The organism is Rheinheimera sp. 1928-s (genome assembly GCF_029269265.1).
GTDB lineage: Bacteria > Pseudomonadota > Gammaproteobacteria > Enterobacterales > Alteromonadaceae > Pararheinheimera.
In genome coordinates, this window is the sequence record NZ_JARIXP010000001.1 from 986,096 (window position 1) to 1,012,783 (window position 26,688).

Annotated in this window: 22 protein-coding genes; 18 read left to right on the plus strand and 4 right to left on the minus strand. The window is 46.3% G+C overall.

The features are described 5' to 3' along the window. Position 1: 1 nt before the first annotated feature. Together glnD and map are read right to left on the minus strand one after the other, a co-directional pair. Positions 2–2,626 carry a [protein-PII] uridylyltransferase gene (glnD, locus tag P3C17_RS04370; RefSeq protein WP_300928278.1) on the minus strand — a complete coding sequence of 875 codons (2,625 nt, stop codon included), beginning with the start codon at positions 2,624–2,626 and terminating at the stop codon, positions 2–4. Positions 2,627–2,673: 47 nt separating this feature from the next. After that, a complete protein-coding gene (gene map / locus P3C17_RS04375; RefSeq protein WP_008900632.1) occupies positions 2,674–3,465 on the minus strand; it encodes a type I methionyl aminopeptidase in 792 nt (263 codons plus the stop codon). Positions 3,466–3,706: 241 nt separating this feature from the next. On the opposite strand from map, the gene rpsB reads away from it, so the two are divergent. From rpsB to tilS, 18 genes are all read left to right on the plus strand, one after another. Beyond that, positions 3,707–4,435: a 30S ribosomal protein S2 gene (rpsB, locus tag P3C17_RS04380; RefSeq protein ID WP_008900631.1), complete on the plus strand. Its 729-nt coding sequence runs from the start codon at positions 3,707–3,709 to the stop codon at positions 4,433–4,435. 107 nt (positions 4,436–4,542) lie between these two features. After that, a complete protein-coding gene (gene tsf, locus P3C17_RS04385) occupies positions 4,543–5,415 on the plus strand; it encodes a translation elongation factor Ts (protein ID WP_233009625.1) in 873 nt (290 codons plus the stop codon). Positions 5,416–5,600: 185 nt separating this feature from the next. Then, the gene (gene pyrH / locus P3C17_RS04390) at positions 5,601–6,338 is read left to right on the plus strand and encodes a UMP kinase (RefSeq protein WP_008900629.1); all 738 of its coding nucleotides are present in this window, start codon (positions 5,601–5,603) and stop codon (positions 6,336–6,338) included. A gap of 44 nt (positions 6,339–6,382) precedes the next feature. Next, positions 6,383–6,940 (plus strand): ribosome recycling factor, encoded by a 558-nt coding sequence (frr, locus tag P3C17_RS04395; protein WP_300928279.1) that lies wholly within the window; start codon positions 6,383–6,385, stop codon positions 6,938–6,940. Positions 6,941–7,024: 84 nt separating this feature from the next. Further along, positions 7,025–7,792, plus strand: coding sequence for a polyprenyl diphosphate synthase (uppS, locus tag P3C17_RS04400; protein WP_008900627.1), 768 nt, complete (start codon positions 7,025–7,027; stop codon positions 7,790–7,792). A gap of 5 nt (positions 7,793–7,797) precedes the next feature. Further along, on the plus strand, positions 7,798–8,661 hold the full coding sequence (locus P3C17_RS04405; RefSeq protein WP_300928280.1) for a phosphatidate cytidylyltransferase: 864 nt from the start codon (positions 7,798–7,800) through the stop codon (positions 8,659–8,661). After that, positions 8,661–9,854, plus strand: coding sequence for a 1-deoxy-D-xylulose-5-phosphate reductoisomerase (ispC, locus tag P3C17_RS04410; RefSeq protein ID WP_300928281.1), 1,194 nt, complete (start codon positions 8,661–8,663; stop codon positions 9,852–9,854). The genes P3C17_RS04405 and ispC overlap by 1 nt, the downstream gene beginning before the upstream one ends. Beyond that, positions 9,854–11,206, plus strand: a complete 1,353-nt coding sequence (gene rseP / locus P3C17_RS04415) for a sigma E protease regulator RseP (protein ID WP_300928282.1) — start codon at positions 9,854–9,856, stop codon at positions 11,204–11,206. Before ispC ends, rseP begins: the two co-directional genes overlap by 1 nt. 27 nt (positions 11,207–11,233) lie before the next feature. Then, entirely contained in the window at positions 11,234–13,726 is a 2,493-nt protein-coding gene (gene bamA / locus P3C17_RS04420) for an outer membrane protein assembly factor BamA (RefSeq protein ID WP_300928283.1), read from the plus strand. Positions 13,727–13,747: 21 nt separating this feature from the next. Continuing rightward, positions 13,748–14,266: an OmpH family outer membrane protein gene (locus P3C17_RS04425; protein ID WP_233079268.1), complete on the plus strand. Its 519-nt coding sequence runs from the start codon at positions 13,748–13,750 to the stop codon at positions 14,264–14,266. Further along, positions 14,266–15,312, plus strand: coding sequence for a UDP-3-O-(3-hydroxymyristoyl)glucosamine N-acyltransferase (gene lpxD, locus P3C17_RS04430; RefSeq protein ID WP_300928284.1), 1,047 nt, complete (start codon positions 14,266–14,268; stop codon positions 15,310–15,312). Before P3C17_RS04425 ends, lpxD begins: the two co-directional genes overlap by 1 nt. A gap of 17 nt (positions 15,313–15,329) precedes the next feature. Then, positions 15,330–15,782: a 3-hydroxyacyl-ACP dehydratase FabZ gene (gene fabZ / locus P3C17_RS04435; protein ID WP_233079270.1), complete on the plus strand. Its 453-nt coding sequence runs from the start codon at positions 15,330–15,332 to the stop codon at positions 15,780–15,782. 1 nt (position 15,783) lies between these two features. Continuing rightward, positions 15,784–16,554, plus strand: coding sequence for an acyl-ACP--UDP-N-acetylglucosamine O-acyltransferase (gene lpxA / locus P3C17_RS04440; protein WP_300928285.1), 771 nt, complete (start codon positions 15,784–15,786; stop codon positions 16,552–16,554). Beyond that, positions 16,554–17,714, plus strand: a complete 1,161-nt coding sequence (gene lpxB, locus P3C17_RS04445; RefSeq protein ID WP_300928286.1) for a lipid-A-disaccharide synthase — start codon at positions 16,554–16,556, stop codon at positions 17,712–17,714. Before lpxA ends, lpxB begins: the two co-directional genes overlap by 1 nt. After that, the gene (rnhB, locus tag P3C17_RS04450; protein WP_300928287.1) at positions 17,711–18,346 is read left to right on the plus strand and encodes a ribonuclease HII; all 636 of its coding nucleotides are present in this window, start codon (positions 17,711–17,713) and stop codon (positions 18,344–18,346) included. The genes lpxB and rnhB overlap by 4 nt, the downstream gene beginning before the upstream one ends. Further along, positions 18,339–21,809, plus strand: a complete 3,471-nt coding sequence (dnaE, locus tag P3C17_RS04455) for a DNA polymerase III subunit alpha (RefSeq protein WP_300928288.1) — start codon at positions 18,339–18,341, stop codon at positions 21,807–21,809. The genes rnhB and dnaE overlap by 8 nt, the downstream gene beginning before the upstream one ends. A 17-nt stretch (positions 21,810–21,826) precedes the next feature. Further along, complete coding sequence (accA, locus tag P3C17_RS04460; RefSeq protein WP_300928289.1) at positions 21,827–22,783, plus strand: acetyl-CoA carboxylase carboxyl transferase subunit alpha; 957 nt, start codon at positions 21,827–21,829, stop codon at positions 22,781–22,783. Between the two features lie 221 nt (positions 22,784–23,004). Beyond that, positions 23,005–24,303 (plus strand): tRNA lysidine(34) synthetase TilS, encoded by a 1,299-nt coding sequence (gene tilS / locus P3C17_RS04465; protein ID WP_300928290.1) that lies wholly within the window; start codon positions 23,005–23,007, stop codon positions 24,301–24,303. 82 nt (positions 24,304–24,385) lie between these two features. Here the strand turns inward: tilS and P3C17_RS04470 are convergent, their stop codons facing one another. Together P3C17_RS04470 and P3C17_RS04475 are read right to left on the minus strand one after the other, a co-directional pair. Next, positions 24,386–25,294: a GGDEF domain-containing protein gene (locus P3C17_RS04470; RefSeq protein WP_300928291.1), complete on the minus strand. Its 909-nt coding sequence runs from the start codon at positions 25,292–25,294 to the stop codon at positions 24,386–24,388. A gap of 145 nt (positions 25,295–25,439) precedes the next feature. Beyond that, positions 25,440–26,588 carry a patatin-like phospholipase family protein gene (locus tag P3C17_RS04475; RefSeq protein WP_300928292.1) on the minus strand — a complete coding sequence of 383 codons (1,149 nt, stop codon included), beginning with the start codon at positions 26,586–26,588 and terminating at the stop codon, positions 25,440–25,442. Positions 26,589–26,688: the final 100 nt, after the last annotated feature.

Consider the following 26,688-nt stretch of genomic DNA (forward strand, 5'->3'; position numbering starts at 1 on the left):
TTTATCCCTCTGTCATATGAGTTAATTGTTCGACAAGAACACGACGCAGCTGTGATTGTTGATCGGCATCCAGCGCCTGATCTTGTCTCGTGGAAATCATAAAAAAGTCTTCGGCTTTTTCGCCTATGGTGGTGATTTTGGCGGCGTGAATACTGATTTCACATTGCTGGAATACCGAGCCTATATCAGCCAGCAATCCCGGCATATCCAAAGCTGTAATCTCCACCATAGTGCGGTGTTTATTTGAACCCGGAATAAAAACCACTTTGGGCGCTATATTAAAGGGCCGCATCTGACGGGATAAACGAGGTTTACCGCGTGACAGCTCCGGTTTGCCGCTAATATAAGTTTCTAATGCACGTTTGAGGCTTTGTAAGCGGGAAGGCGAGGTGACTGGCTCACCATTTTGCTCCAGCACCACAAAGGTATCCATCGCATAACCGTCTTTATTGGTCATGATCTGGGCATCAAAAATATTGACCTTTTTGCTGTCGAGCGCTGCCACTAAATGGGCAAATAAGTTGTCCTGATCCGGTGTATAAACAAAAACCTGAGTGCTGCCACGGAACGGCGTTTTATCGACCAGCACCAAAGGCTCATCCGGGTCTTTGTGGCGCAAAATATGTTCACAGTGCCAAACAATTTGTTTCGGGTTATAGCGGGCAAAATAATCCGCTTTGATCCGGCCCCATAACTGCAGCACCTCTTGTTCGGTAAAGCCTTGTTTTTGCAGCAACTTCATAGCTTCTGCCTGATTTTCGCGAATCAAATCGCGTAAATCCATGGGCTTCTCTAAGCCACGGCGAAAGGCTTTTTGCGTACCTAAATAAAGTTCACGTAATAATGAGCCTTTCCAGTCATTCCATAAATTGTCATTGGTGGCACGAATATCGGCCAGCGTCAGGCAATACAAATAATTCAGCCGGGTTTCATCCCGCACTTTATCGGCAAATTCAGCGATGACAGCAGGGTCGTGAATATCCCGGCGCTGTGCAGTGACCGACATCAATAAATGACTTTCCACCAGCCAGGCCAGCAGTTTGCTGTCAAAGTCACTCAACTTATGCAGCTTGCCAAATTCACGCGCATCCAAAGAACCTAACTCAGAGTGATCACCACCTCTGCCTTTGGCTATGTCATGGAAAACACCAGCCAGATACAGAATTTCTGGTTTTTCCATCCGTTTGACTATGTCAGTGCAGAGTGGAAACTCGTTTTCAAAACCTGCTTGTGAGTAGCGGTATAAGTTTTTCAGTACACGGTGAGTGTGTTCGTCCACTGTGTAGGCGTGGAATAAATCAAACTGCATCTGACCGACAATATTGCGCCAAGCTGGTAAATAGGAGGCCAAAATGCCGTGGCGATGCATCAGTGTAATGGCTCTGTCCATACCACGAGGATGGCGCATAATGGTCATAAACAGCTGACGACAAGCTTCATAATCCTGCAAATCGCCCATCAGACGACGCCTGACTAAACGCAATAAACGAATGGTATCGGAGTGAATGCCAGTGATATTAGAGTTATTGGCTATATGCCAGAACAAACGCAGAATATTTTCACGACGGGCAAAAACGGCATTGTCGGTGGCTCGGATTAAATGACCGGTCAGCTCAAAAAAATCATCCAGCTTTTGCTGTTTCAGTTTACTTTGGCTGTTCAGAATACTGCCGTCAAAATGCTGCAGCAGCATATCGTTTAGCTCAGCGACCCGTTGCACTGTCTGGAAAAAACGTTTCATCATACGTTCAACGGACGCTTTGCCGTCATCACCAAAACCCAGGCGTTTGGCGACGGCTGGCTGATAGTCAAACAGAATGCGATTTTCGTTACGGCCAGATTCTACATGCAGCGCAAAACGCATTTGCCATAAATAAGCTTCACACTCCATCAGCTCCTGATATTCATCTTCAGTCAGGTACTGATAAGCCACCAGTTCACGCATGGTTCTGGTATTAAAGTGCTTTTTTGCCACCCAGCCTATGGTTTGAATATCACGCAGACCACCAGGGTTGGCTTTTAAATTGGGTTCTAAGTTGTAGGCTGTGCCGTGGTACTGGGCATGACGCTGCTGTTGCTCGTCACGTTTGGCCTGAAAAAACGCCTGAGAGGTCCAGAAACTGTCTTTACAAACCTGCAGTTGCAGTTCATCAAACAGCTCTTTGCTGCCGGTCAGCAAGCGCATTTCCATCAGGTTAGTGGCAATGGTGATGTCTTCTTTACCCAGCGTGACAGATTCTTTCACGCTACGCACACTGTGGCCTACTTCTAAACGTAAGTCCCACAGCAAGGTAATAAACTGACTGATTTGTTCTTTTTGCTGAGCGTCGAGTTTGCTGTCGGTTAATAACAATAAATCGATGTCAGAGCAGGGGTGTAGTTCACCCCGGCCATAACCACCTACGGCTATCAGACTGATTTTTTTATGTTTATGCAGGTCAAAATGCTGCCATAAAGACACCAGCACCTCGTCGATAAAACGGGCGCGGGCTTTGACCAGGCTGCCGACTGTTTGATGTTCAAAGGCATTTTTCAGCCAGTCATTAAACTCAACAAAATGCTTTTTATAACTATCAAGAGTACATAAACCAGGTAAAGACTTATTAAACGCCAGAGCCATGTTCATTTGCTTTACCTCAGGTCTTAAGCGGCCGCCGCTGCTGCGGTATGGACTTATTCGGCCGTGACTATTCGTTCTATGGTGTCGTCGGATCGCAGAGTTAAAATTTCGCAGCCAGTCTCTGTGACGACAATAGTGTGTTCAAACTGCGCTGATAAACTACGATCTTTGGTGACAACCGTCCAGCCGTCTTTTAACAATTTACTATGACGCTCACCTGCGTTGATCATAGGCTCTATCGTCAAACACATACCGGTTTTTAAGGTATCACCTGTGCCTGGGCGGCCATAATGCAGCACTTGCGGGTCTTCGTGAAACACTTGACCTATGCCATGACCACAGTATTCACGCACTACAGAGTAGCTGTGTTTTTCGGCATGTTGCTGAATCACAAAACCAATATCACCTAAACGGGCGCCGTTTTTCACTTTACGAATACCCATATACAAGCATTCCTGCGTCACACGAATTAAACGGTCTGCCAGAATGCTGGGCTTGCCAATAACAAACATTTTTGAGGTATCACCGTGAAAACCATCTTTAATCACAGTGATATCTATATTGATAATGTCGCCTTCTTTGAGTTTTTTCTCTGCTGAAGGAATGCCATGGCAAATCACCTGATTGACCGAAGTACAGATGGACTTTGGAAAACCGTGGTAATTTAGTGGGGCAGGGATAGCCTGCTGCACATCCACAATATAGTTGTGGCAAATGGTATTCAGTTCTTCGGTGGTGACACCAGCTTTGACGTATGGCTCAATCATCTCTAATACTTCGGCTGCTAATTTGCCTGCCACACGCATTTTTTCGATCTGATCTGCTGTCTTAATAATCGCGGCCATGCCATCTCTCTCTGCTGTAAAAATACACATTTCATTGTGTTTCAAGGGTGTCTATGGTATAAAGCGCGCCGCGATTTGGCAAATCAGATTCTGCTAAAAACGCAAAACGCAGATTAAAACTGCAATTAACTAAACAACACACATACATCGACACATAATCCGGGGTGCTGCAACTCATTGAGTTACGGTCGGTTTTATGGGATGTATGGAGGCCCAACCCCATTACTAAGGAATATTTATAATGGCAAAAGTTTCTATGCGCGATATGCTCCAGGCGGGCGTACATTTCGGTCACCAAACACGTTACTGGAACCCAAAAATGAAGCCATTCATTTTCGGCGCTCGTAACCGTGTTCACATCATCAACCTGGAACAAACTGTTCCTATGATGAACGATGCTCTGGCTTTCATTCAGTCTGTTGCTGCTAAAAAAGGCAAAATCCTGTTTGTTGGTACTAAGCGCGCTGCCTCTGAAGCAATCAAAGAAGCTGCTTCTCAAGTTGACCAGTACTATGTAAACCACCGTTGGTTAGGTGGCATGCTGACGAACTGGAAAACTGTTCGCCAGTCTATCAAGCGTTTAAAAGACCTGGAATCTCAAAGCCAGGACGGTACTTTCGACAAGCTGACTAAAAAAGAAGCTTTAGACCGTACCCGTGAAATGGACAAGCTGGAAAAAAGCTTAGGCGGTATCAAAGACATGGGCGGCTTGCCTGATGTTCTGTTTGTGATCGACGCCGACCACGAACACATTGCAATTAAAGAAGCCAACAACCTGGGTATCCCAGTTGTATCTATCGTTGATACTAACTCTGATCCTAAAGGTGTTGACTATGTGATTCCAGGTAACGATGACGCTATCCGCGCTATCCAGTTATACCTGGGCGCAGTAAATCAGGCCATCACTGAAGGCCGCAGCAAAAACATCGAAGTTCAGGCTGAATCTGAAAACTTCGTAGCTGCTGAGTAATTGCATTGTCTCTGTAGCCTTGTAACCAAGGCTACATAAAGCAAGTTTAAACTTACAGGGGCATTTGCCCCTGTTTGTCCACGAAAAAATTTTGCGAGGAACTCCCCATGGCTGTAACTGCCGGTATGGTAAAAGAATTACGCGAGCGCACTGGCGCTGGCATGATGGACTGCAAAAAAGCTTTAGAAGAAACTGCAGGTGACATCGAAGGCGCAATCGAATTAATGCGTAAAAACGGTCAGGCTAAAGCTGCCAAGAAAGCTGGCCGTATTGCTGCTGAAGGTACTGTAATCACTCGCGTTGGTAACGGTTACGCTGTTGCAATCGAATTTAACTGTGAAACAGATTTCGTAGGCCGTGACGCAAGCTTCCTGGCTTTCTCTAACGCTGCTGCTGATCTGGCTCACGCCAACAAGCTGTTCACTGTTGAAGAGCTGTCTGCTGCGAAGCTGGGTGACACTACAGTTGAAGAAGCACGCGCTACACTGGTTACTAAAATCGGTGAAAACATCAACATCCGTCGTATCTCTGTAGTTCAGGGCGATGTGATTGGTCAGTACACTCACTCAGGCCGTATCGGCGTGTTAGTGGTACTGGAAGGCGGTAACGAAGATATCGCTAAAGACGTTGCTATGCACGTTGCTGCTAACAACCCTTCATTCCTGACTCCAGAGTCAGTGCCAGCTGAAGTTGTTGCGAAAGAGCAGGAAATCCAGATCGAAATCGCTATCAACAGCGGCAAGCCAAAAGAAATCGCAGAGAAGATGGTTGCTGGTCGTATGACCAAGTTCACTGGTGAAGTTTCTTTAACTGGCCAGATGTTCGTAAAAGATCCTTCAATCACTACTGGTGAATTCCTGAAGCAAAACGGTGCTAAAGCTGTTAGCTACATCCGTTTAGAAGTTGGTGAAGGCATCGAAAAAGCTGAAACTGATTTCGCTGCTGAAGTTGCTGCTCAAATCGCTGCTGCTAAGAAGTAATTTACGCTTTAGCAATGCTTTGAAACCAGCTAGAATAACCGCGACCTGACCTTCGTCTGTCGCGGTTTTTTTTGTGTACAGTTTAGGAAGTGCGGCTGATTGTGTTAACCCAACACGCTGTATGACCTGACAATATGCAAGTAATCGACAGTAAAGGTTATACCTTCCAGATAAATGAGGACCTCATGAGCAATCCAAAACTAGCCTACAGAAGAATTTTATTAAAACTCAGTGGTGAAGCCCTGATGGGTGAAGAAGGCTTTGGTATTGATCCTAAAGTGCTGGATCGTATGGCTCAGGAAATCAAAGAGCTGGTTGAATTAGGTATTCAGGTCGCCATAGTGATAGGTGGCGGCAATATTTTCCGTGGTGAAGGCCTGGCTAAAGCGGGTATGAACCGCGTGGTCGGTGACCATATGGGTATGCTAGCGACAGTGATGAACGGTCTGGCAATGCGCGATGCGCTGCACCGTGCTTTTGTAAATGCCCGTTTGATGTCTGCCATCCCTTTAAATGGTGTCTGTGACAATTACAGCTGGGCAGAAGCCATTAGTCTGTTAAAGTCTGGCCGCGTGGTGATTTTCTCTGCCGGTACTGGTAACCCGTTTTTTACCACAGACTCAGCCGCCTGTTTACGTGGTATTGAGATTGAAGCCGATGCGGTTTTAAAAGCCACTAAAGTAGATGGTGTCTATTCAGCTGATCCAGTGAAAGACCCTACAGCAACCCTGTACAGCAAATTAAGCTACACAGAAGTGTTGGAAAAAGAATTAAAAGTCATGGATTTAGCCGCATTTACGCTGGCCCGTGACCATAATATGCAAATTCGTGTATTCAATATGAATACGCCTGGCGCACTGAAACGTGTGGTGCTGGGTGAAGAAGAAGGCACAGTGATCGACCACGCTGAAAAATTACAGTAAACTAACTGCCACTTTTTTGGTGTAGCAAAAAAAGGATAGCCAAAGTGATTAACGATATTCTCAAAGACAGCAAAACCCGGATGGAAAAAAGCGTTGAAGCGCTGAAAGGCCAATTGTCCAAAATTCGTACCGGTCGTGCTCACCCAAGTTTATTAGATGGCATTCAGGTGTCTTATTACGGTGCGAACACACCATTACGCCAGGTGGCTAACGTGTCGGTGGAAGACGCCCGCACTCTGAGCATCAGCGTATTTGATAAAACTCTGGTGCAACCTGTTGAAAAAGCCATTATGCAGTCAGATTTGGGCTTAAACCCAATGAGCGCTGGTACTACTATTCGTGTGCCATTGCCTCCACTGACTGAAGAACGTCGTCGTGATTTAGTCAAAGTAGTACGTAACGAAGCTGAAGGTGCCCGTGTTGCTGTGCGTAACATTCGCCGTGACGCAAATGCTGAACTGAAGTCTTTATTAAAAGATAAAGAAATTGGTGAAGATGACGAGCGTAAAGCCGCTGATGAAGTTCAGAAGCTGACCGACGCCTTTGTAAAGAAGGTTGACGAGGTTTTAGCTGACAAAGAAAAAGAGTTGATGGAAGTTTAATCAACCCAGCCCTGATTAGGGAAATAGCGCCGTGTAGGGTATACTTCGCGGCGTTTTTTATTATTGTGACAAGGTCAGATTCAGATGACAGAAGTGCAAACCGCGTTACAAAACGCGTTGCCACAACATGTCGCCATTATCATGGACGGCAACGGACGCTGGGCTGAACGGCAAGGCCGACCTCGGGTATGGGGTCATAAAAAAGGCGTTGACGCAGTGCGTCGTGCTGTGAGCTTTTGCCGTAAATTAGGCATCCAGTCTCTTACCTTATTTGCTTTTAGCAGTGAAAACTGGCGTCGGCCTGAAGACGAAGTCAGCGGTTTGATGCAACTGTTTTTACTGGTGTTACAGCAGGAAGTGAAAACCCTGCACAAGAATAATGTACGGCTGAATATTATCGGAGACTTGTCTCCCTTTAGCGACAAACTCAAACAACATATTAAAGAGGCGCAACAGCTTACAGCTCAGAATACAGCTTTGACCCTGAATGTTGCCGCTAATTACGGCGGACGTTGGGACATAGTGCAGGCGGCACAGCAATTAGCTCAGAAAGTAGCTGATGGTGAGATGACCGCCGCGCAAATTGACGAACAATTGTTATCAGGCTGCATGCAAATGCACGACCAGCCGGAACTKGATCTAATGATCCGTACCGGTGGTGATGTACGCATCAGTAACTTTTTGTTGTGGCAAGCTGCTTATGCTGAGTTATGGTTTACCGAAACTTTATGGCCTGACTTTGATGATCAGGTGTTTTCGGAAGCTTTGGCCACCTACGCAAGCAGAGAGCGGCGTTTTGGTTGTACCGGAGCCCAAATCCGTGAGCTGGCAATGCGTCCGATACAAGGATAACCAATTTGTTTAAGCAACGAGTTATTACAGCCCTGATCATGGCGCCATTGGCGTTAGCCGCAGTTTTTTTTCTTCCTTTACACTATTTCGCTATTTTTATTGCTGCCGCTTTTTTGATCGGTGCCTGGGAGTGGAGTTTATTTTGTGGCTACAACACCAAAGCCAGCCAATACGGCTTTGTTACCGTTGTTGCTGCGAGTATGGCGCTGATTTATTGGCAACTGCCTGATACGACCTACTGGCCAGTGCAACTTGATGTGCTGAGCAATAGCCTGTTGGCGATGGGCGTGGTGTGGTGGCTGATTGCTGTACTTTTGGTATTAAGTTACCCACGAAGCAGTCAAAGCTGGGCCAAGGGGCATTTACGCCGTGCTTTGATGGGCTGGTTAACTTTGGTTCCTGCCTGGACTGCCTTGTTATTAATTCGTTCTGTTGATTTTCATCAATCCAGTTACACCGGCGCCTGGTTGATTTGCTTATTACTTGGGATCGTCTGGGCTGCTGATATCGGCGGTTATTTTATTGGCAAACCTTTTGGCAAACGTAAACTGTTGCCAGCTGTCAGTCCGGGAAAAACTCTGGAGGGCATGCTTGGTGGCGTGCTTTTTGTGATGTTGTTGGTCACTGCTGTAGCTTATTACCATGGTTTTCCAGAAGAGGTTGCCACCTGGTATCTGGCGGCTTTAGTACTGACGGTGTTATCTGTGTTTGGCGATTTAAGCGAAAGCATGTTTAAACGGGTAGCGGGCTTAAAAGACAGCGGTTCTATAATTCCTGGTCATGGCGGTATATTAGACCGTATCGACAGTCTGACAGCTACAGCGCCGCTTTACGCAGTCTTGGTTGCTCTGATTGGAGGTTTCGCGTAATGCGGACTCTGGTGATCCTTGGTGCTACGGGGTCTATTGGCTGCAGCACTTTAGATGTTGTGGCTATGCACCCGGATGATTATCAGGTGCTTGGGTTAACAGGTGCCACTCAGGTGGATAAGCTGTTTGCGCAAATTCAGCAGTTTAAACCTCGTTATGCGGTGATGACAGATACACAAGCCGCAGACCAATTACGTCAACTGGTAAAAGACGCTAATCTTTCCACTGAAGTCTACTCTGGCGCTCAGGCGCTTTGTGATTTAGCTGCTCACCCTGATGCAGATATGGTGATGGCGGCTATTGTGGGTGCTGCAGGTTTATTACCCACTTTGGCTGCGGTAGAACAAGGCAAAACTGTATTACTGGCAAATAAAGAAGCGCTGGTGATGAGTGGTGAGCTTTTTATCAATAAAGTGCAGCAGTATGGTGCGACTTTATTACCAATAGACAGTGAACATAACGCCATCTTTCAATGTTTACCTGCGCAATTACAACAGAACACAGCAACACAAAAATTGTCTGATTTTGGTATCAGTAAACTGTTATTGACCGGCAGTGGTGGTCCGTTTTTACGTAAAGACCTGACAGAGTTTTCCGCTATTACGCCAGCTCAGGCTGTGGCGCATCCAAATTGGGTGATGGGGCAGAAAATATCTGTCGACAGCGCCACTATGATGAATAAAGGCCTGGAGTTTATTGAAGCACGCTGGTTATTTAACTGTGCGGCAGACGATATTCAGGTGGTGATCCACCCGCAAAGTATTATTCATTCGATGGTGCAATACACAGATGGTTCTGTGCTGGCGCAATTAGGTCAGCCTGATATGCGCACTCCTATTGCTCATGCGTTGGCTTTCCCCAAACGTATTCAAACTCAGGTAAAACCACTGAATTTCTTCGAGCTGGCTGACTTTAGTTTCTCAGAACCAGAACCCGCGCGTTACCCGAATTTGTATCTGGCAATAGCTGCTTGTGGTTATGGGCAGGGTGCAACGACAGCGTTAAACGCAGCGAATGAAATGACTGTGGCAGCCTTTTTGGCCGGGCAAATCAGCTTTACCGATATAGCTCTGCTAAACGAAAAAGCATTGGAGCGTTTTGCCACAATAAAAGCGCCTGATTTAGAAAGCATTCTGGCTCTGGACCAAGAGGCCAGAATGTTCATGCAAGACCAATTGAGAAAGGTGAATTAATGTCGGGTTTTGTTTGGAATTTAATTAGTTTTGTGGTCGCTATTGGCCTGCTGGTGACAGTGCATGAGTTTGGCCATTTTTGGGTGGCACGTAAAAACAATGTACTGGTCAAACGTTTTTCTATAGGTTTTGGTAAAGCGCTTTACAGCTGGCGTGATAAACAAGGCACAGAGTTTGTGATTGCGATGATCCCGTTAGGCGGTTATGTTCGCATGCTGGATGAGCGGGTCGATCCTGTATTGCCACAGCATAAAGATCTGAGCTTTAACAGCAAAACTGTCTGGCAACGTATGGCTATTATTGCGGCTGGTCCTGTCGCCAACTTCCTGTTCGCTATTCTGCTGCTGTGGGGCATGTACCTGATAGGCGTGCCAAATATTAAACCTGTGATAGGGCAGGTGACGGCAGAATCCATCGCTGCTAAAGCTGGTGTACCTTCAAATGCGCAGATCACTGCTATCAACGGAGAACCGGCCGAAGACTGGCGAGCCATCAGCTTATTGCTGGTTGAGCAAGTCGGTAGTCCTGCAGTAGATATCACAGTGCAGCAACTGAAAGGCAGTGATCAAAGTTATCAGTTGGATTTAACCGAATGGGTATTTGATCCGGATAAACAAAGCGTCTTTGGCAGTTTAGGCTTAGAGCCGCTACGTCCAGAAGTTTTAAACGAAATCAGTCAAATTCAGGCTGGTTCAGCAGCTGAAGCCGCCGGCTTGCAGTTGGGGGATAAGTTGCTTTCCGTCGACGGAAAAACTGTAGCTGACTGGAATGCTGTGGTTGCCTTAGTACAAAACAGCGCAGAAAGGCCACTGCTGTTTGGTATTGAGCGAGCCGGACAAGCGATGGATATTCTGGTGACGCCACAAAGCCGCGAAACTGCGGATGGTTTTCATCAGGGCTACCTTGGTGTCAGTCCAAAAGTATTGCCCTGGCCTGAGCATTTATTGTTCACTCAGCAATATGGCCCTGTACAGGCGGCTTGGGTTGGGGTAGAAAAGACCTGGCAATTGGTGCGATTAAGCTTCTCAATGATTGGAAAATTCATTTTTGGTGATATTTCTGTCAAACATTTAAGCGGGCCAATTTCGATAGCGCAAGGCGCTGGAAGCAGCGCAGATATTGGCCTGATCGCCTTTATCTCCTTTTTAGCACTGATTAGTGTCAACCTCGGGGTGATAAATTTACTGCCTCTGCCTATTTTGGATGGTGGTCATTTAATGTATCTTGTGCTGGAACTAATACGCGGCAAACCTGTCTCTGAGAAGGCGCAGGAGCTGGGTTTCCGGATCGGAGCTCTGTTGCTGCTGACATTAATGGGAATTGCGCTGCTCAACGATATTTCTCGTTTGTAATAAACTAATCAAAAGTAGTCCAAAACAATGACAATTAAACGATTAGTAGCTGCGATGTTACTTGCTGGTTTAAGTAACTCGGTGCTCGCTGAACAATCATTTACAGTGCAAGACATTCAGGTTGAAGGCTTGCAGCGTGTTGCGCTTGGTGCAGCATTAAATAACTTGCCGTTTAATATCGGCGATACCATCACAGATACGACCTTATCACGCAGTATTAAAAGTCTTTATGCCGCGGGTCACTTTGACGACATTCAGGTGTTTCGTGATGGTAGTACCATCATCTATCGCTTAAAAGAGCGTCCAACCATCAACAGTATCGAGTTTGATGGTAATAAAGACATCAAAGAAGAGCAGTTGAACGAAAGTTTAGCTGATCAAAAAATTATTATTGGTGAGCCTTTAGATAAAACAGTGATCAAGGAAGTTGAAACTGGTTTAACTGAGTTCTACCACGGTGTAGGTAAATACAACGCTCAAGTTGAAATGAAGGTCACCTACCTGCCTCGCAACAGGGTGAACCTGAAAATCGAATTTGAAGAAGGTGATGCCGCTTCTGTCCGTCAGATCAATATTGTCGGTAACGAAATATTCGGTGACGAAGAGTTGCTGAAAAATATTGAATCACTGTATGACTTGCCCTGGTGGCGTTTCCTGGCTTCTGATCGTTACCAGAAACAAACCTTACAAGGCGACTTTGAAAAAATTCGTAGCTACTACTTAGACCGTGGTTACCTGCGTTTTAACATTGATGCCAATCAGGTGTCTGTCAGCACAGATAAAACTTCAGTCTACGTGACTCTGAACGTGACCGAAGGTGAGCAATACACTATTACTGATGTTGATTTTGTCGGTGATTTGATTGGTCAGGACGCTTTTATCAAGGCGTTATTACCGTTAAAAGCAGGTCAACTGTATAACGGTGCTCTGGTGACTTACACCGAAGAAAGTATTGCCAAGTTACTGGCTCGTTTTGGTTATGCCAACTCTAAAGTCCGTACTATTCCGAATATCAACGACGATACCAAAGAAGTAGCGTTGACCATCAGTGTCGACCCGGGTAAACGTGTTTATGTTCGTCGTCTTGACGTTACAGGTAATGCTTCAACTAAAGATGAAGTCATACGTCGTGAAATCCGACAAATGGAAGGCGCCTGGTTATCCAATGATGCGCTGGAATTGTCAAAAGATCGTATTCAACGTCTGTCTTACATTGAAAAAGTTGACTTTGAAACCAAAGAAATACCAGGTGTTGATGACAAAGTGGATGTCACCTACAAAATTAAAGAACAGCCTTCAGGCAACTTTAATGCGGGTATTTCTTACGGTGATTTCCAGGGCCTGCAATTCCAGATTGGTGTAGAACAGCAAAACTTCTTCGGTACAGGTAACTCTGCAGGTGTCAATTTAAGTACCAACAAATACAACAAACAAATTCAGTTTTCTGTTACCGACCCGTATTTTACCCTGGATGCGATCAGCTTGGGTGGCCAGGTGTTCTACTCAGATACTGACTATTCAAGTTTGTCGTCTAACTTAGAAGCCTATAAGCAGAAACGTTACGGTTTTGGTGCTTCCATAGGTTATCCAATCAATGAATACAACAGATTAAACTTCGGTACCAACTTTGCGGTGAACGAAATCAACTCCTTATCTGAATACGACCAGTTACGTCATTTCAGAGCAGTGTTGATGGATAAAAATGACCCGGATGGTGGTTATAAGTTTACTAACTATGAGTTGGTTGCCAGTTGGATCCAAAGCACGTTAAACCGCGGCTTATTTCCAACTGCTGGTCATGAAATGGTACTGAGTGGCCGTATTACCACACCAAATTCAGATCTGCAGTATTACAAAACCACCTTTAATGCCCGTAAGTATATTCCGCTGAGCAATGATCACCGCTGGTCATTCTTAAGTAAACTGGAAGTAGGTTACGGTAATGGTTATGGTGATAAAGACGGCTACGACTACACCTTGCCGTTCACTGATAACTTCTATGCTGGTGGCCAGAACTTACGTGGCTTTGAAGCGCGTATTATAGGTCCGCATGCGATTTATCGTACTGCGACCCAAGTGCCTGGCTTGCCTAATCCAATAGGTGGTTCAGGTTCACTTCCTACCGATCCGAGTTTTGACACTTATTTAGTGTCACCACGATCAACGGGTGGTAATGCGATGGCTATTGCTACCCTTGAATTAATCACACCAACACCTTTTGTTGGTGAGGATTATGTGAACCAGATACGCACCAGCTTATTTGTGGATGCGGGCAACGTCTGGGACACAGAGTTTGACCTCAGTCGTTACGACAACTTAAGTCCAGGTGCTAGTCAGGGATTCAACAGCCCTCCGTTGCTTGATTACTCTGACGCTGGCTTAATTCGTGTTTCGGCTGGTGTGTCTTTACAATGGATCTCACCTATGGGTCCATTGACATTTAGTTTGGCGAAAATCATCCGCAAAGAAGAGGGTGATGAGCAAGAAAACTTTAGTTTCAATATTGGTACTACATTCTAATTTTATGGGAAAGGGAAACACATGTTTAAGCAAAGCTTAGCAAAAACTGCATTGGTATTAATGGCTGGCCTGTTGATGGCTGGTACTGCTGCAGCAAAAGAAATGAAAATTGGTTTAGTGGACGTGCAAGCTATTGTTGCTCAGTTGCCTCAGACCACTACTATTCAAAATACATTAAAAGCTGAGTTTGAAGGCCGTATTGCTGAAGTGCAAAAGCTGGAAAAAGACATCGCTTTTAATCAGGAAAAATTAAAGCGTGATGGCGCGACCATGAATGACCAGCAGAAAAAAACTCTGCAAGCTGAAATGGAAAAGCAAATGCGCAGCTACGAGCAGTTAGCTCGTCCTTTGGATGAAGACTACCGTAATCGTCAGGCTGAAGAGCGTAACAAGCTGATGGCTTTAGTAAAAACTGCCATTGATGCTCTTGCGAAAAAAGACAACTACGACCTGATCTTAAGTGCTCAGGCTGGTGTGTTTGTTAAACCTGAATATGACATCTCTAATGCTGTTGTAGCTCAGGTGAGCAAAGCCAAATAATGGCGAAGCTTACTTTAGCTTTTATAGCTGAGCAGTTAAATGCTCAGCTAGTTGGAGACGCCACGGCACTGATTAGTGCCGTTGGTACTTTGGAAGAAGCGACAAGCCATCAGATCAGCTTTTTATCCAACAGCAAATACCGTAAATTTCTGCAATCGACTCAAGCCGGTGCTGTGCTGATTAAAGCTGACGATCAAAGCTATTGTCCGGTCAATGCACTGATAGTGAATGACCCTTATGTGGCTTTTGCCAAAATAGCTCAGTTATTAGATTCCACACCTGCTGCCGCTTATGGGCGGGGGCAGAATATAGTGATAGACCCTTCAGCAACAGTGCCAGATTCGGTCGTGATAGGCCCCAACGTGGTGATTTCCGCTGGTGCCGTCATTGGTGAAAACGTACAAATTGGCGCCGGTTGTTTTATTGGCGAACAGGTTCAGATTGCGGATGGCTGTAAAATCTGGCCTAACGTAACCTTTTACCACGGCGTACGGCTGGGTAAAAACTGTTTGGTACACAGCGGTGCCGTGATAGGCGCTGATGGTTTTGGTTTTGCCAATGAACGTGGCCGCTGGTTGAAAATTCCTCAGGTCGGTACTGTCATCATAGGTGACGATACTGAAGTGGGCGCCAATACCACCATAGACCGTGGCGCTTTAGGCGATACCGTCATTGGCAAAAACGTGATTCTGGACAATCAGGTACAAATTGCTCACAACGTACAAATTGGCGACCATACAGCTATTGCAGGTTGCACAGTAGTGGCCGGCAGCACTAAAATTGGCAAGTATTGTATTATCGGTGGCGCCTGCGCTATTAATGGTCATATGGAGATTTGTGACGGTGTGCAAATCACCGGCATGTCGATGATCATTAAATCTATTACCGAAAAAGGTATCTATTCATCCGGTACTCCGGCCAGCACTAATCTGGAATGGCGGAAAAATAGCGTCCGGTTTCGTCAACTGGACCAGATGTATCAAAAATTACGGGAACTTGAGCAGCAAATGGCCGCTTTGTCCCTGCCGCCTTCAAAAGACGAATAAAATATAAGAGGTTCACTTTGGCTAACCAATTGAATATCCTTGAAATACAGGAAATCATGGCCTTGCTGCCACACCGCTATCCATTTTTAATGATCGACAGAGTATTGGATTACACTCCTGGCGAATCTTTAACTGCTATTAAAAATGTCACTATCAATGAGCCGATTTTTACTGGTCACTTCCCTAATATGCCTATTTTCCCTGGCGTGTTAATTCTGGAAGCTTTGGCTCAGGCGACTGGCATTTTAGGTTTTAAGACGGTGACTGAACGCTCTGAAAATGAGCTGTATTTATTTGCTGCTATAGACGAAGCTCGTTTCAAGAAACCAGTAGTTCCAGGTGATCAAATGGTGCTGGAAGTGAAGTTTTTAAAAGAACGCCGTAATTTGTGGAAGTTTTATGGTGAAGCCAAAGTGGATGGCCAGGTCGTTTGTTGTGCTGAACTGATGTGTGCCAGAAGAGAGCTTTAATATGATCCATCCTACCGCTGTGATAGAACCCGGTGCCGTACTTGGTCAAAACGTCAAAGTTGGGCCATTTTGTTATATTGCCGCTAACGTGGTGATTGGCGATGACACAGTGCTTGAATCTCATGTGGTGCTGAAAGGCCCAACAGTCATGGGCAAAGGCAATCACTTTTACCAGTTCACCAGCATAGGTGAAGATTGCCAGGACAAAAAATACAACGGCGAACCGACAGAACTTGTCATTGGTGACAACAATGTGTTCCGTGAAAACTGTACTGTGCATCGTGGTACTGTTCAGGATAAAGGCGTGACCCGCATTGGCTCGAATAACCTCTTTATGAACAATACCCATGTCGCTCACGACTGCGTGATTGGCGATAACGTCATATTTGCCAGCGGCGCTCAGTCCGCTGGTCATGTGCATGTTGGAGATTGGGCTATTTTAGGTGGCATGACAGGTATTCACCAGTTCTGTCATATAGGCGCTCATGCCTTTATCGGCGGTGGTTCTATTGTGGTTAAAGACGTACCTCCTTACCTGATGGCGCACGGCTCACATGCTGTACCAGCTGGTTTAAACCTTGAAGGTTTAAAACGCCGTGGTTTTAGCAGCGATGCGATTCTAGAAGTACGCCGCGCTTATAAAGAAGTCTATCGTAAAGGTTTAACAGTGCAGGAAGCTTTGGATGCTCTGGCAGAAAAATCTGCCGAATTCCCGGAAGTAAAAGCCTTCACTGATTTTATCGCCAACTCCAGCCGTGGCATTATCCGCTGATGGCAGAGTTGCACTCCAAGATAAAAATCGCCTTAGTCGCCGGAGAACACTCCGGCGATATTTTAGGTGCTGATTTAATCCGTGCTTTAAAGCTGTTGTACCCGCAGGCAGAATTTTATGGCATAGGCGGTGAGCGCATGAAAGCCGAAGGCTTTAGCGCTTTGTTTGATATGGAAGAGCTGGCGGTGATGGGCATAGTGGAAGTGTTAGGCCGCTTGCCACGATTACTGCAGGTGCGTAAAGAGCTGCTACAGCATCTTACTGCCACAAAGCCAGATGTCTTTATCGGTATAGACGCGCCTGATTTTAATATTCCGGTGGAGCTCAAACTCAAAGCCGCTGGTATTAAAACTGTGCATTATGTCAGCCCTTCCGTCTGGGCCTGGCGGCAAAAACGTATTTTTAAAATCGCCAAAGCGACCAATATGGTGCTGGCCTTATTGCCTTTTGAAAAAGCCTTTTACGACAAATTTGAAGTGCCTTGCAGTTTTGTCGGCCATACGCTGGCAGACCAAATGCCGTTGCAACCCGATAAAGCTGCAGCTAGAACTGAACTGGGTTTAAACCCCGAAGCGCCAGTGCTGGCAATAATGCCGGGTAGCAGAACCAATGAAATCAAGTTATTAGCGGCAGATTATCTGCTTGCAGCGAGTGAACTGAAACGTCAGCAACCTGATTTGCAGCTGATTTGTAATATGGTGACAGAACAAAAAGCAGAGTTGTTCCGCCAGATCAAACAACAAGTTGCACCGGATTTAGCTGTGCAGTTAGAAATTGGCAAAGCCCGCACTACCTTAACTGCCGCTGATGCTGTGTTTATCGCATCCGGCACGGCCACCTTAGAAGCTATGCTGGCCAAAACCGCTATGGTGGTGGGTTATAAAATGAACTGGCTGACGCATCAAATTGCCAAACGTTTAGTGAAACTGAAATTTTTCAGCCTGCCGAATTTATTGGCTGATAAAGCTTTAGTGACTGAACTGCTGCAAGAGCAGGTGACAGTAGATAATTTAGTGAAAGCTATGGCGCCTTTATTACAAAATCAGACCGCTCAGCACTCTTGTGTCAGCTCTTTTACAGAGCTACATCAACTGATCCGCTGCAATGCCAGCGAACAAGCTGCTGCAGCAATAGCAAAAGTGATGGATGCACCCCTATGAGTTCTCAAGTCCTTAATGCCGAGACGTACCAGCGACCGCAAGTGCAGCTGATTTGTGGTGTTGACGAAGTAGGGCGTGGCCCGCTGGTTGGCGCAGTAGTCACAGCTGCGGTGATTCTTGATCCAAATAACCCTATTGTTGGCTTAAATGATTCTAAAAAGCTGTCAGAAAAAAAACGCTTGTTGCTTGCTGAAGAAATTAAAGTTAAAGCCTTAAGCTGGAGCTTAGGCCGTGCTGAAGTGCATGAAATTGACAGTTTAAATATTTTACACGCCACTATGCTGGCGATGACCCGTGCTGTGCAGGGATTACATATTAAGCCGGAATGGGCCTTAATAGACGGCAACCGTGTTCCTAAAGATATAGGTGTTCAGGCCAGCGCTGTGGTGAAAGGTGATGCTTTAGTACCGGAAATTAGTGCTGCTTCTATTCTTGCCAAAGTGGCGCGGGATGAAGAAATGCAACAACTGGCAGAGTTATATCCACAGTATGGTTTTGCTGGTCATAAAGGCTATCCGACTGCAGAGCACTTAGCTGCTATTAAAACTCATGGCGTGATCAACGAGCACAGACGCAGTTTTAAACCTGTCAGGGATGTGTTGGAGTCACTTACGGGGGCAGCGCATGGCTGATCCGGGTTTTATTCATTTAAGGGTGCACAGCGATTTTTCGATGATCGATGGCATCAAAAAAATAAAGCCAATAGTCAAAGCGGCGAAAGAGCTGAATATGCCTGCGCTTGCTTTAACAGACCAGATGAATATGTGTGGTCTGGTGCGTTTTTACAGTACAGCGCATGACGCTGGTATTAAGCCGATAGTAGGAGCTGACTTGTGGGTGCAGCATCCGCTGTTTCCGGGTGACGCCTGTCGTTTATTGATTTTGGCGGCCGACAATGCCGGTTACCAGAATCTGACCATGTTGCTGTCCAAGGCCTATTTACGCGGTCATGTGCACCATAGACCGCAGATTGATCATGACTGGCTGGTGGAATACAAAGAAGGCCTGATTGTCTTGTCAGGCGCTAAAGACGGCCCTTTAGGTAAAGCCTTAATTAAAGGCAATGCGCCCAGCGCTTTGGCGTTAGTGCAGTTTTATCGTGAACATTTCCCCAACCGTTTTTTTATTGAGCTAACCCGCACTGGCCGTCCTGACGAAGAAACTTATATTCAGGCAGCAGTGGAGCTGGCAGAACGTGAACAGTTGCCTGTGGTTGCCACCAACGAAGTGGTGATGTTAAGCCCTGACGATTTTCCTGCTCATGAAATCCGTGTTGCTATTCATGATGGTTACACCTTAGAAGATAAAAGACGGCCAAAAAATTACAGCGAGCAGCAGTATCTGCGCTCAGCAGAAGAAATGCTGGAGCTGTTCTCCGATATTCCGGAAGCGCTGCAAAACTCAGTCGAAATCGCCAAACGCTGTAATGTCACTATACGTTTAGGTGAATATTTCCTGCCAGCTTTCCCGACTGGAGGTTTGTCCGACGCTGACTTCCTCGTCTTAAAATCGCAGGAAGGTCTGGAAAAGCGTTTGTTGCAGTTATTTCCCGACCCGGAAGTACGTAAAGTAAAACGGGTTGAATACGACGAACGTTTAGACATTGAGCTCGGCGTAATCAACCAGATGGGGTTCCCTGGTTACTTCCTGGTCGTGATGGAATTTATCCAGTGGAGTAAAGACAACGATATTCCGGTAGGCCCAGGCCGGGGTTCGGGTGCCGGTTCTTTAGTGGCTTATGCCCTGAGTATCACCGACCTTGACCCCTTAGAATTTGACTTACTGTTCGAGCGTTTCTTAAACCCTGAGCGGGTTTCTATGCCTGACTTTGACGTTGACTTCTGTATGGACAGACGCGACGAGGTGATAGAACACGTCTCTGATATGTATGGCCGCGAAGCTGTATCGCAAATTATCACCTTCGGTACTATGGCAGCTAAAGCTGTTATCCGCGATGTAGGCCGGGTGCTGGGTCATCCTTATGGTTTTGTTGATCGCATCTCTAAGCTTATCCCGCCCACTCCAGGTATGACGCTGGAGCAGGCTTTTAAAGAAGAACCACGTTTACCCGAATTGTATGCTGCCGATCAGGAAGTAAAAGACTTAATCGACATGGCGCGTCAGCTCGAAGGTGTGACCCGAAACGCCGGTAAACACGCCGGTGGTGTGGTGATAGCCCCAACTAAAATTACCGACTTTGCGCCTGTGTATTGTGATGAAGAGGGCAATAACCCCGTCACTCAGTTTGATAAAAACGACGTGGAATACGCAGGTCTGGTGAAGTTCGACTTCCTCGGTTTACGCACACTGACCATTTTGCAGTGGGCTGTGAATATGACCAACGAGCGTCTGGCCCGTGAAGGCAAGCCGCTGGTGGATATCAATACTATTCCGCTGACAGACCGCAAGAGTTTTGACGTGCTGATGAAGGCGGATACCACAGCGGTATTCCAGCTTGAATCCCGTGGTATGAAAGACTTAATACGCCGTCTGCAACCCGACTGTTTTGAAGATATGATAGCCCTTGTGGCTTTGTTCCGTCCCGGCCCACTGCAGTCAGGCATGGTCGATAACTTTATCGACCGTAAACGGGGTCGGGAAGAAATCTCTTATCCGGATTCGACCTGGCAACATGACTCGTTAATCCCTATTCTGGAGCCTACCTACGGCATTATCCTGTATCAGGAACAGGTGATGCAAATCGCACAGGTCTTGTCTGGTTATTCACTGGGCGGCGCTGACTTATTACGCCGAGCTATGGGTAAGAAGAAACCAGAAGAGATGGCCAAGCAGCGCGATACCTTCCGTGATGGTGCCGTGGCCAATGGCGTCGATGCCGAACTGTCGATGAAAATTTTCGACCTGGTAGAGAAGTTCGCAGGTTACGGTTTTAACAAATCGCACTCCGCCGCTTATGCGCTGGTGTCGTACCAGACCTTGTGGATGAAGGCGCATTATCCGGCTGAGTTTATGGCCGCCGTCATGTCTGCCGATATGGATAACACCGACAAAATCGTCATTCTGGTGGATGAATGTGAGCATATGAAGCTCAAATTGATCCCGCCTGATGTCAATTCTGGTTTGTATAAATTCACCGTCAACCGGCAGGGCCATATTGTTTATGGTATAGGCGCTATCAAAGGTGTGGGTGAAGGCCCGGTTGAAGCTATTTTAGCGGCGCGCGCTCAACACGGAACATTCACAGACTTGTTCGACTTCTGTAATAAAGTTGATTTAAAACAGCTGAACCGCCGCGTGATTGAAAAGCTGATTTTATCCGGTGCTATGGACCAGTTAGGCCCACACCGTGCTGCCATGATGGCAACTTTAGAAGAAGCAATGAAAGGCGCAGAGCAGCAGGCTAAAGCCGAAGCTATGGGCCAGTCTGATTTATTTGGTTTAATGGCGCCAGAGCCTGAACACGCAGCCAGTGCCTTTAAACAAGTGCCGATTTGGCCGGATGAAGTCTGGCTGGAAGGCGAGCGCGAAACTTTAGGTTTATACCTGACAGGCCACCCTATCAACCGATATCTGGTGGAGTTACCGCATTACAGTTCTGGTCGTTTAGTCGATATGCAGCCGGGTCGTCGTGATCAGGTGGTGCATGCTGCAGGTTTAGTTTTGTCTGTGCGCACTATGATCAATAAAAAAGGAAGACGTTGGGCTATTGTCACTTTAGATGACAAATCTGCCCGCTTAGATGTACGTTTTTTCCCCGAACAGTTCGAAAACTTCGAGCATTTGCTGCAAAAAGACAAAATATTGGTGGTGTCGGGACAGGTCAGCTTTGATGATTTCAGTGGCGGCCTTACAATGTCCGGCCGTGAAGTAGTGGACATCATAGCTGCGCGGGAAAAATGCTTAAAATCCTTGACCTTAACTGTGCATCAGCAGCAAATGGGGCTGGATTATCTGCAAAAACTGCAGCAAGCTATGCACGAATTTAAATTAGGCACAGTGCCTGTGAAGCTGGTGTACCAGCGTGACGAAGGTCAAATCACTGTGGCATTGGGCACCGAATGGTGGGTAACACCTACCGATGCTTTGTTGCATCAACTGCGACAATTAGCAACAATACAACTGGATTTTCATTAATTAGGTAGTGACAGTCGATGATGCTGAATTATTTAGAGTTTGAGCAACCGATTGCGGAACTTGAAGCCAAAATAGAAGAACTTCGCAAAGTAAGCCGCAATGGCGAGTTTGATCTCGGCCTTGAAGAAGAAGTAAACAAGCTGAAGGAAAAAAGCTTAACTCTGACAAAAAAGATCTTCTCAGAATTAGGTGCCTGGCAGGTTGCTCAATTAGCCCGTCATCCGTTGCGTCCTTACACGCTGGATTACATTAAGCATATTTTCACTGACTTTGACGAGTTTGCCGGTGATCGTACTTTTGCCAACGATCCTGCTATTGTCTGTGGTACAGCCCGTTTAGGTGACAAAACCGTGATGGTGATTGGTCATCAGAAAGGCCGTGATACGTCAGAGAAAATCAAACGTAACTTTGGTATGCCAAAACCTGAAGGCTACCGCAAGGCTTTACGTATGATGGAAATGGCCGAACGCTTTAATTTGCCCATCATCACCTTTATCGACACGCCAGGTGCATACCCAGGTGTTGGCGCTGAAGAGCGTGGTCAAAGTGAAGCTATTGCCCGTAACCTGAAAGTGATGGCTGGTCTGAAAGTGCCTGTGCTTTGTACTGTGATAGGCGAGGGTGGTTCTGGTGGTGCTTTAGCCATAGGCGTCGGCGATCAGGTCAACATGCTGCAATACAGCACCTACTCGGTGATTTCCCCTGAAGGTTGTGCTTCTATTTTGTGGAAAAGTGCAGATAAAGCCCCTATCGCTGCCGATGCCATGGGTATTACAGCTCCACGTTTAAAAGAGCTGAACCTGATTGACGACATCGTCAGCGAGCCTTTAGGCGGTGCACACCGTAATCATGAGCAAATGGCGCAAAGCTTAAAACAGGCGTTGTTACGTGATTTGACCAAGCTGGAGAAACTCAGCATTGAAGAGTTGCTGGACAGACGCTATAAACGTTTAATGTCTTTTGGTTATTGTTAACAGAAAAATCGTATGTAAAGCTGTATAAAATCAGCGTGCATATTAGGTAACGGGCGGGGATAAACCCCGCCCCTACAAGCCGCCGCAAGGCGGTTTTTATGTCCATGGACGGACGGTATGTCGAAAATGCAGGGAGCACATTTTCGACGATGTGCATGGAAGGACGGTATGTCGCAACTGTCGGGAACGTTGTTGCGACGAATGTTTAGGGTCTTGTGTTAATGAGCTTAGAGTTCACCACCTCACTGCGTCAGCATATCCAACAGCTGGGTTTAAACCAGCTGGTGCTGGGGTTATCCGGTGGGCTGGATTCTATGGTGTTGCTGGAGCTTTGCCATCAACTCACTCAGAGTTGTGCTATAAAACTCAAAGCTGTGTATATCCATCATGGCTTAAGTGCCAATGCCGATCAGTGGGCAGAGTTTTGTTTACAGCAATGCGTTAAGCGCGACATTGCCTTTGAAGTGCAAAAAGTACAGCTGAATCCAGCTGGCAATATTGAAGCTCAGGCCAGGACTGCACGGTATTCTGCTTTGAGCGCTTTTGTCGTTACTCCCCAAACCGCTTTATTAACGGCTCATCATGCCGATGATCAGCTGGAAACTTTGTTGCTGGCGTTAAAGAGAGGGGCTGGTCCGGCCGGTTTATCAGGTATTGCCGCTTTGCAGTCTTTTGCTGCGGGTTGGTTGCTGCGGCCTTTATTAGAGTTTAGCCGTGAGCAATTGGAAGCTTTTGCCAAAGAACAGCAACTAGAGTGGATTGAAGACGAAAGTAATGCCGACAGCAGATTTGACCGTAACTTTTTACGGCTTCAGGTGATCCCTTTATTGCAGCAACGCTGGCCTGCTTTCCGGCAAAATGCACTGCGTTCTGTCACTCATATTCAGCAGCACCAGCAGTTTGTTGAAACACAGCTTGAGCAGCTATTGCCCACTGTCATGCATTGTGCTGAATTAGATTTAAAACTGCTAACGGCACAAGACTTCACCACACAAAAGCTGCTGGTGCGCCGCTGGCTGGCTTTAACAGGGCTGAATCCATCTACCGACTGGCTGGAACGATTTTTTGCCGAGCTGATTGGCGCTAAAGCAGATGCTCAGCCACTACTGGAGCTGGATGCTTATCAAATCCGTCGTTTTGCCGACAAGGCTTATGTCACGCAAGTTACAGAGATTCCGCAGGCTGGGGTTTTGCTTGAATTACAACCCGGGCAGCAACTGGACACTGTTGTAGGCCAGTTTCTTCTTAACAGTGAAGGCAAGGGCACGGCCTTGTTATTAACTGACGATCCTTTGTATCTGGTGTTCGGCTTGTTTAGTTTGCCTTTTAAACCAGCAGGTGAGCGGCAAAGCAAAGCGCTGAAACAATGGCTGAAATTATGGGCTATACCGCCATGGCAACGTTTGCAATTGCCTGTGCTGGTACAAAATAATCAGGTGGTGGCTGTGCTGGGGTTGGCGTCAAACGCAGCTGAAGATCAAGCCAATGCCTATATTGACTGGGACAAAGGTTTAAACTGAAACTACAGGCAAAAAAAAGGGCTTTTGGATCTTCCGTCCTTTAGCCCCAATGTACGACGACTAAAACCTGTGCCTGCTTAACTTAGGCCTGATTCAGCAAGGCGACTTTTACCGCGTTTTTACCTGCTTGTTTGGCTTGTGACAAAGCTTCATCAGCACGGCTGAATAACAAAGCAGTTTTCTGATCCGGAGCCAGATGCGCCAGGCCAGCGCTTGCTGTCACAGCAAACTGGTTACAAATATGATGCTGGTTAATAGCTTTTACCAGACGATGAGCGACCAGTTCAGCTGCCAAGGCATCTTCTGCCGTCAGCAATACAGCAAATTCATCTCCGCCGAAACGGTACAAACAATCACTGGCTCTTAAGGTTTGACGCATAGCGTCAGCCACAGCAATCAGCACATCATCACCAGCAGGATGGCCAAAATTATCGTTGGTTTGTTTAAAGTTATCCAAATCCAGCAAAATTAAAGCGCATGCTTCCTGGCGTCTGTTGGCCAGTTGCACAGTGCGTTCAAACTGATCGTCAAAATTACGTCTGTTACCCAAGTCGGTCAGGCTGTCTTTTAACGCCAATTGCTGCAAACGAACCACCACTAAGGTATTACGTAGTGGATACAGCCATTGCCGTTCCAACTGCCACAGCTGGTGCTGGATCATCGGAGTAAAAGCTTGCTCTGACTGATAACTTAACTCGGCCAGACATTGCTCGTTTAGCATCAACACACTTCGATGTTCAAAACTGCCTTCTTCTGACCCCGGAGCCAGGTATTTGCCTACTGCGGTTTGCAACTGAATGGAACGCAGAGGCAAAACTTTGCCTGCGGCCATTGAATAAATTTGTAGCTGATCAGCAAGATCCAGGCTGGTTTGTAACTGTTCAGGCAGAGTTGCCGGATCTGCAGACAAACCAGACCAGTGTGGCTGACTGGTGATGCCAGCATAACTGGTTCCACTTAATGTCATATCTTGTAAGCCAAATAATTCCACTGCCGATACTCCAGACAAGATCTAAGATGACTGGAATTTGCAGGTATTGTGCCAGTTTAATAAGTAGATGATCTTATTGATTTTTTCAATTATGCAGTTTGTACTGACGCTTTTTTGACGGCAAGGGCTGGCTAAAAATTGCCCTTCACTTTGTATTGAGAAAATCCAGTAATTCCGGCATTTGTTGCATCGCATCCTGATAGCCAATTTCAATGAGCCTTTTGGTGTAGGATTTCTCAAACAGCAGGTAGCTGGTTAAGCTCGACTCCGAATGCTGTGTAATACCTGTTAAACGCAATAAGCTACGAACCGCCATTGGTAATTGTAAAAAGTGCTGGCTGGCAATTTCATTAAAATTCACGCTGGGGTTGATTAAAAAGCTGTCGACCTTTTTCAGATCGGTAGGAATGTTATGTGCGTTTAGCGTATCAATGGTTTTATTGATCCTGGTCATTCGTTCTAAGTCGGCATTTAAGGTGTCCGAAAAGATGGTATCGAGCAAGTGACCAGCCACAGTGGCTAAACCCGGATGGTGAGGCATCGCATTACTTAAATCATGAGCGCGGGGTTGTTCTAAGCCGATGATCAGTATTTTATCCGCACCTAAATGAATAGGCGCGCTGAGCGGTGATAACTGATTGACTGAACCATCGCCATAATAATGCTGGTGAATACGCACTGAGGGGAATACCAGTGGTATAGAAGCTGAAGCCAATAAATGATGGATGCCCAATAAGGTTCTTTGACCACAACGTTTTGCTCTGCGCCATTCTTTGGCATCATTACCCTGGAAAAAGGTAATGGAATCGCCAGTGTTATAACTGGAGGCGGTTACAGAGACACTGGATAAATAGCCGCCCTGAATATTGCGGTCTATACGCTGCAAATCCAGAATATTGTGCAGCAGCAAACGCAAAGGTTTATTGTCCAGCAAGCTGACTGGCCTTTTATTGGCGTAGTCGGCCTGAAATGCACTTAAAAAACCTCGCAGTAAATGCCAGCCTAAACGCAGATAATCTGAGTAATACACTTGATGGGTATGGAAATTGCGCCATACCCATTCGATTTTTCTGACGCCTAAATGAAAGCATGAAGCATAGCAGGCAATACCTGTGGCATTGATGGCGCCCGCTGAAGTACCACAAATAATTTCAAAAGGAATTTTACTGTTGCGTGGGTAGTGCAAAGCCAAAGCTTTTAGCACACCAACCTGATAGGCGGCTCTGGCACCACCCCCGGTTAGCAGCAAGGCAACTTTTTTATTGGTGTTTTCACCTTTTTCGCTATCAGTCACTGAAACTTCTTAACTCTTTAGAGACTCTCTGTTTATATATTGCTGAAAAGCAAAATAAATGCAACGCTATAGCCAGTTTTTCAACAGCTTAAATATCAGT

Excerpts from the sequence above, each read along its gene's own strand:
- lpxB (WP_300928286.1), top strand. The coding sequence starts at position 16,554 with ATGGCAGAGTTGCACTCCAAGATAAAAATCGCCTTAGTCGCCGGAGAA.
- ispC (WP_300928281.1), top strand. The coding sequence starts at position 8,661 with ATGCGGACTCTGGTGATCCTTGGTGCTACGGGGTCTATTGGCTGCAGC.
- tilS (WP_300928290.1), top strand. The coding sequence starts at position 23,005 with ATGAGCTTAGAGTTCACCACCTCACTGCGTCAGCATATCCAACAGCTG.
- dnaE (WP_300928288.1), top strand. The coding sequence starts at position 18,339 with ATGGCTGATCCGGGTTTTATTCATTTAAGGGTGCACAGCGATTTTTCG.
- tsf (WP_233009625.1), top strand. The coding sequence starts at position 4,543 with ATGGCTGTAACTGCCGGTATGGTAAAAGAATTACGCGAGCGCACTGGC.
- rnhB (WP_300928287.1), top strand. The coding sequence starts at position 17,711 with ATGAGTTCTCAAGTCCTTAATGCCGAGACGTACCAGCGACCGCAAGTG.
- glnD (WP_300928278.1), bottom strand. The coding sequence starts at position 2,626 with ATGAACATGGCTCTGGCGTTTAATAAGTCTTTACCTGGTTTATGTACT.
- accA (WP_300928289.1), top strand. The coding sequence starts at position 21,827 with ATGATGCTGAATTATTTAGAGTTTGAGCAACCGATTGCGGAACTTGAA.
- rseP (WP_300928282.1), top strand. The coding sequence starts at position 9,854 with ATGTCGGGTTTTGTTTGGAATTTAATTAGTTTTGTGGTCGCTATTGGC.
- map (WP_008900632.1), bottom strand. The coding sequence starts at position 3,465 with ATGGCCGCGATTATTAAGACAGCAGATCAGATCGAAAAAATGCGTGTG.
- lpxA (WP_300928285.1), top strand. The coding sequence starts at position 15,784 with ATGATCCATCCTACCGCTGTGATAGAACCCGGTGCCGTACTTGGTCAA.
- pyrH (WP_008900629.1), top strand. The coding sequence starts at position 5,601 with ATGAGCAATCCAAAACTAGCCTACAGAAGAATTTTATTAAAACTCAGT.
- bamA (WP_300928283.1), top strand. The coding sequence starts at position 11,234 with ATGACAATTAAACGATTAGTAGCTGCGATGTTACTTGCTGGTTTAAGT.
- rpsB (WP_008900631.1), top strand. The coding sequence starts at position 3,707 with ATGGCAAAAGTTTCTATGCGCGATATGCTCCAGGCGGGCGTACATTTC.
- P3C17_RS04425 (WP_233079268.1), top strand. The coding sequence starts at position 13,748 with ATGTTTAAGCAAAGCTTAGCAAAAACTGCATTGGTATTAATGGCTGGC.
- lpxD (WP_300928284.1), top strand. The coding sequence starts at position 14,266 with ATGGCGAAGCTTACTTTAGCTTTTATAGCTGAGCAGTTAAATGCTCAG.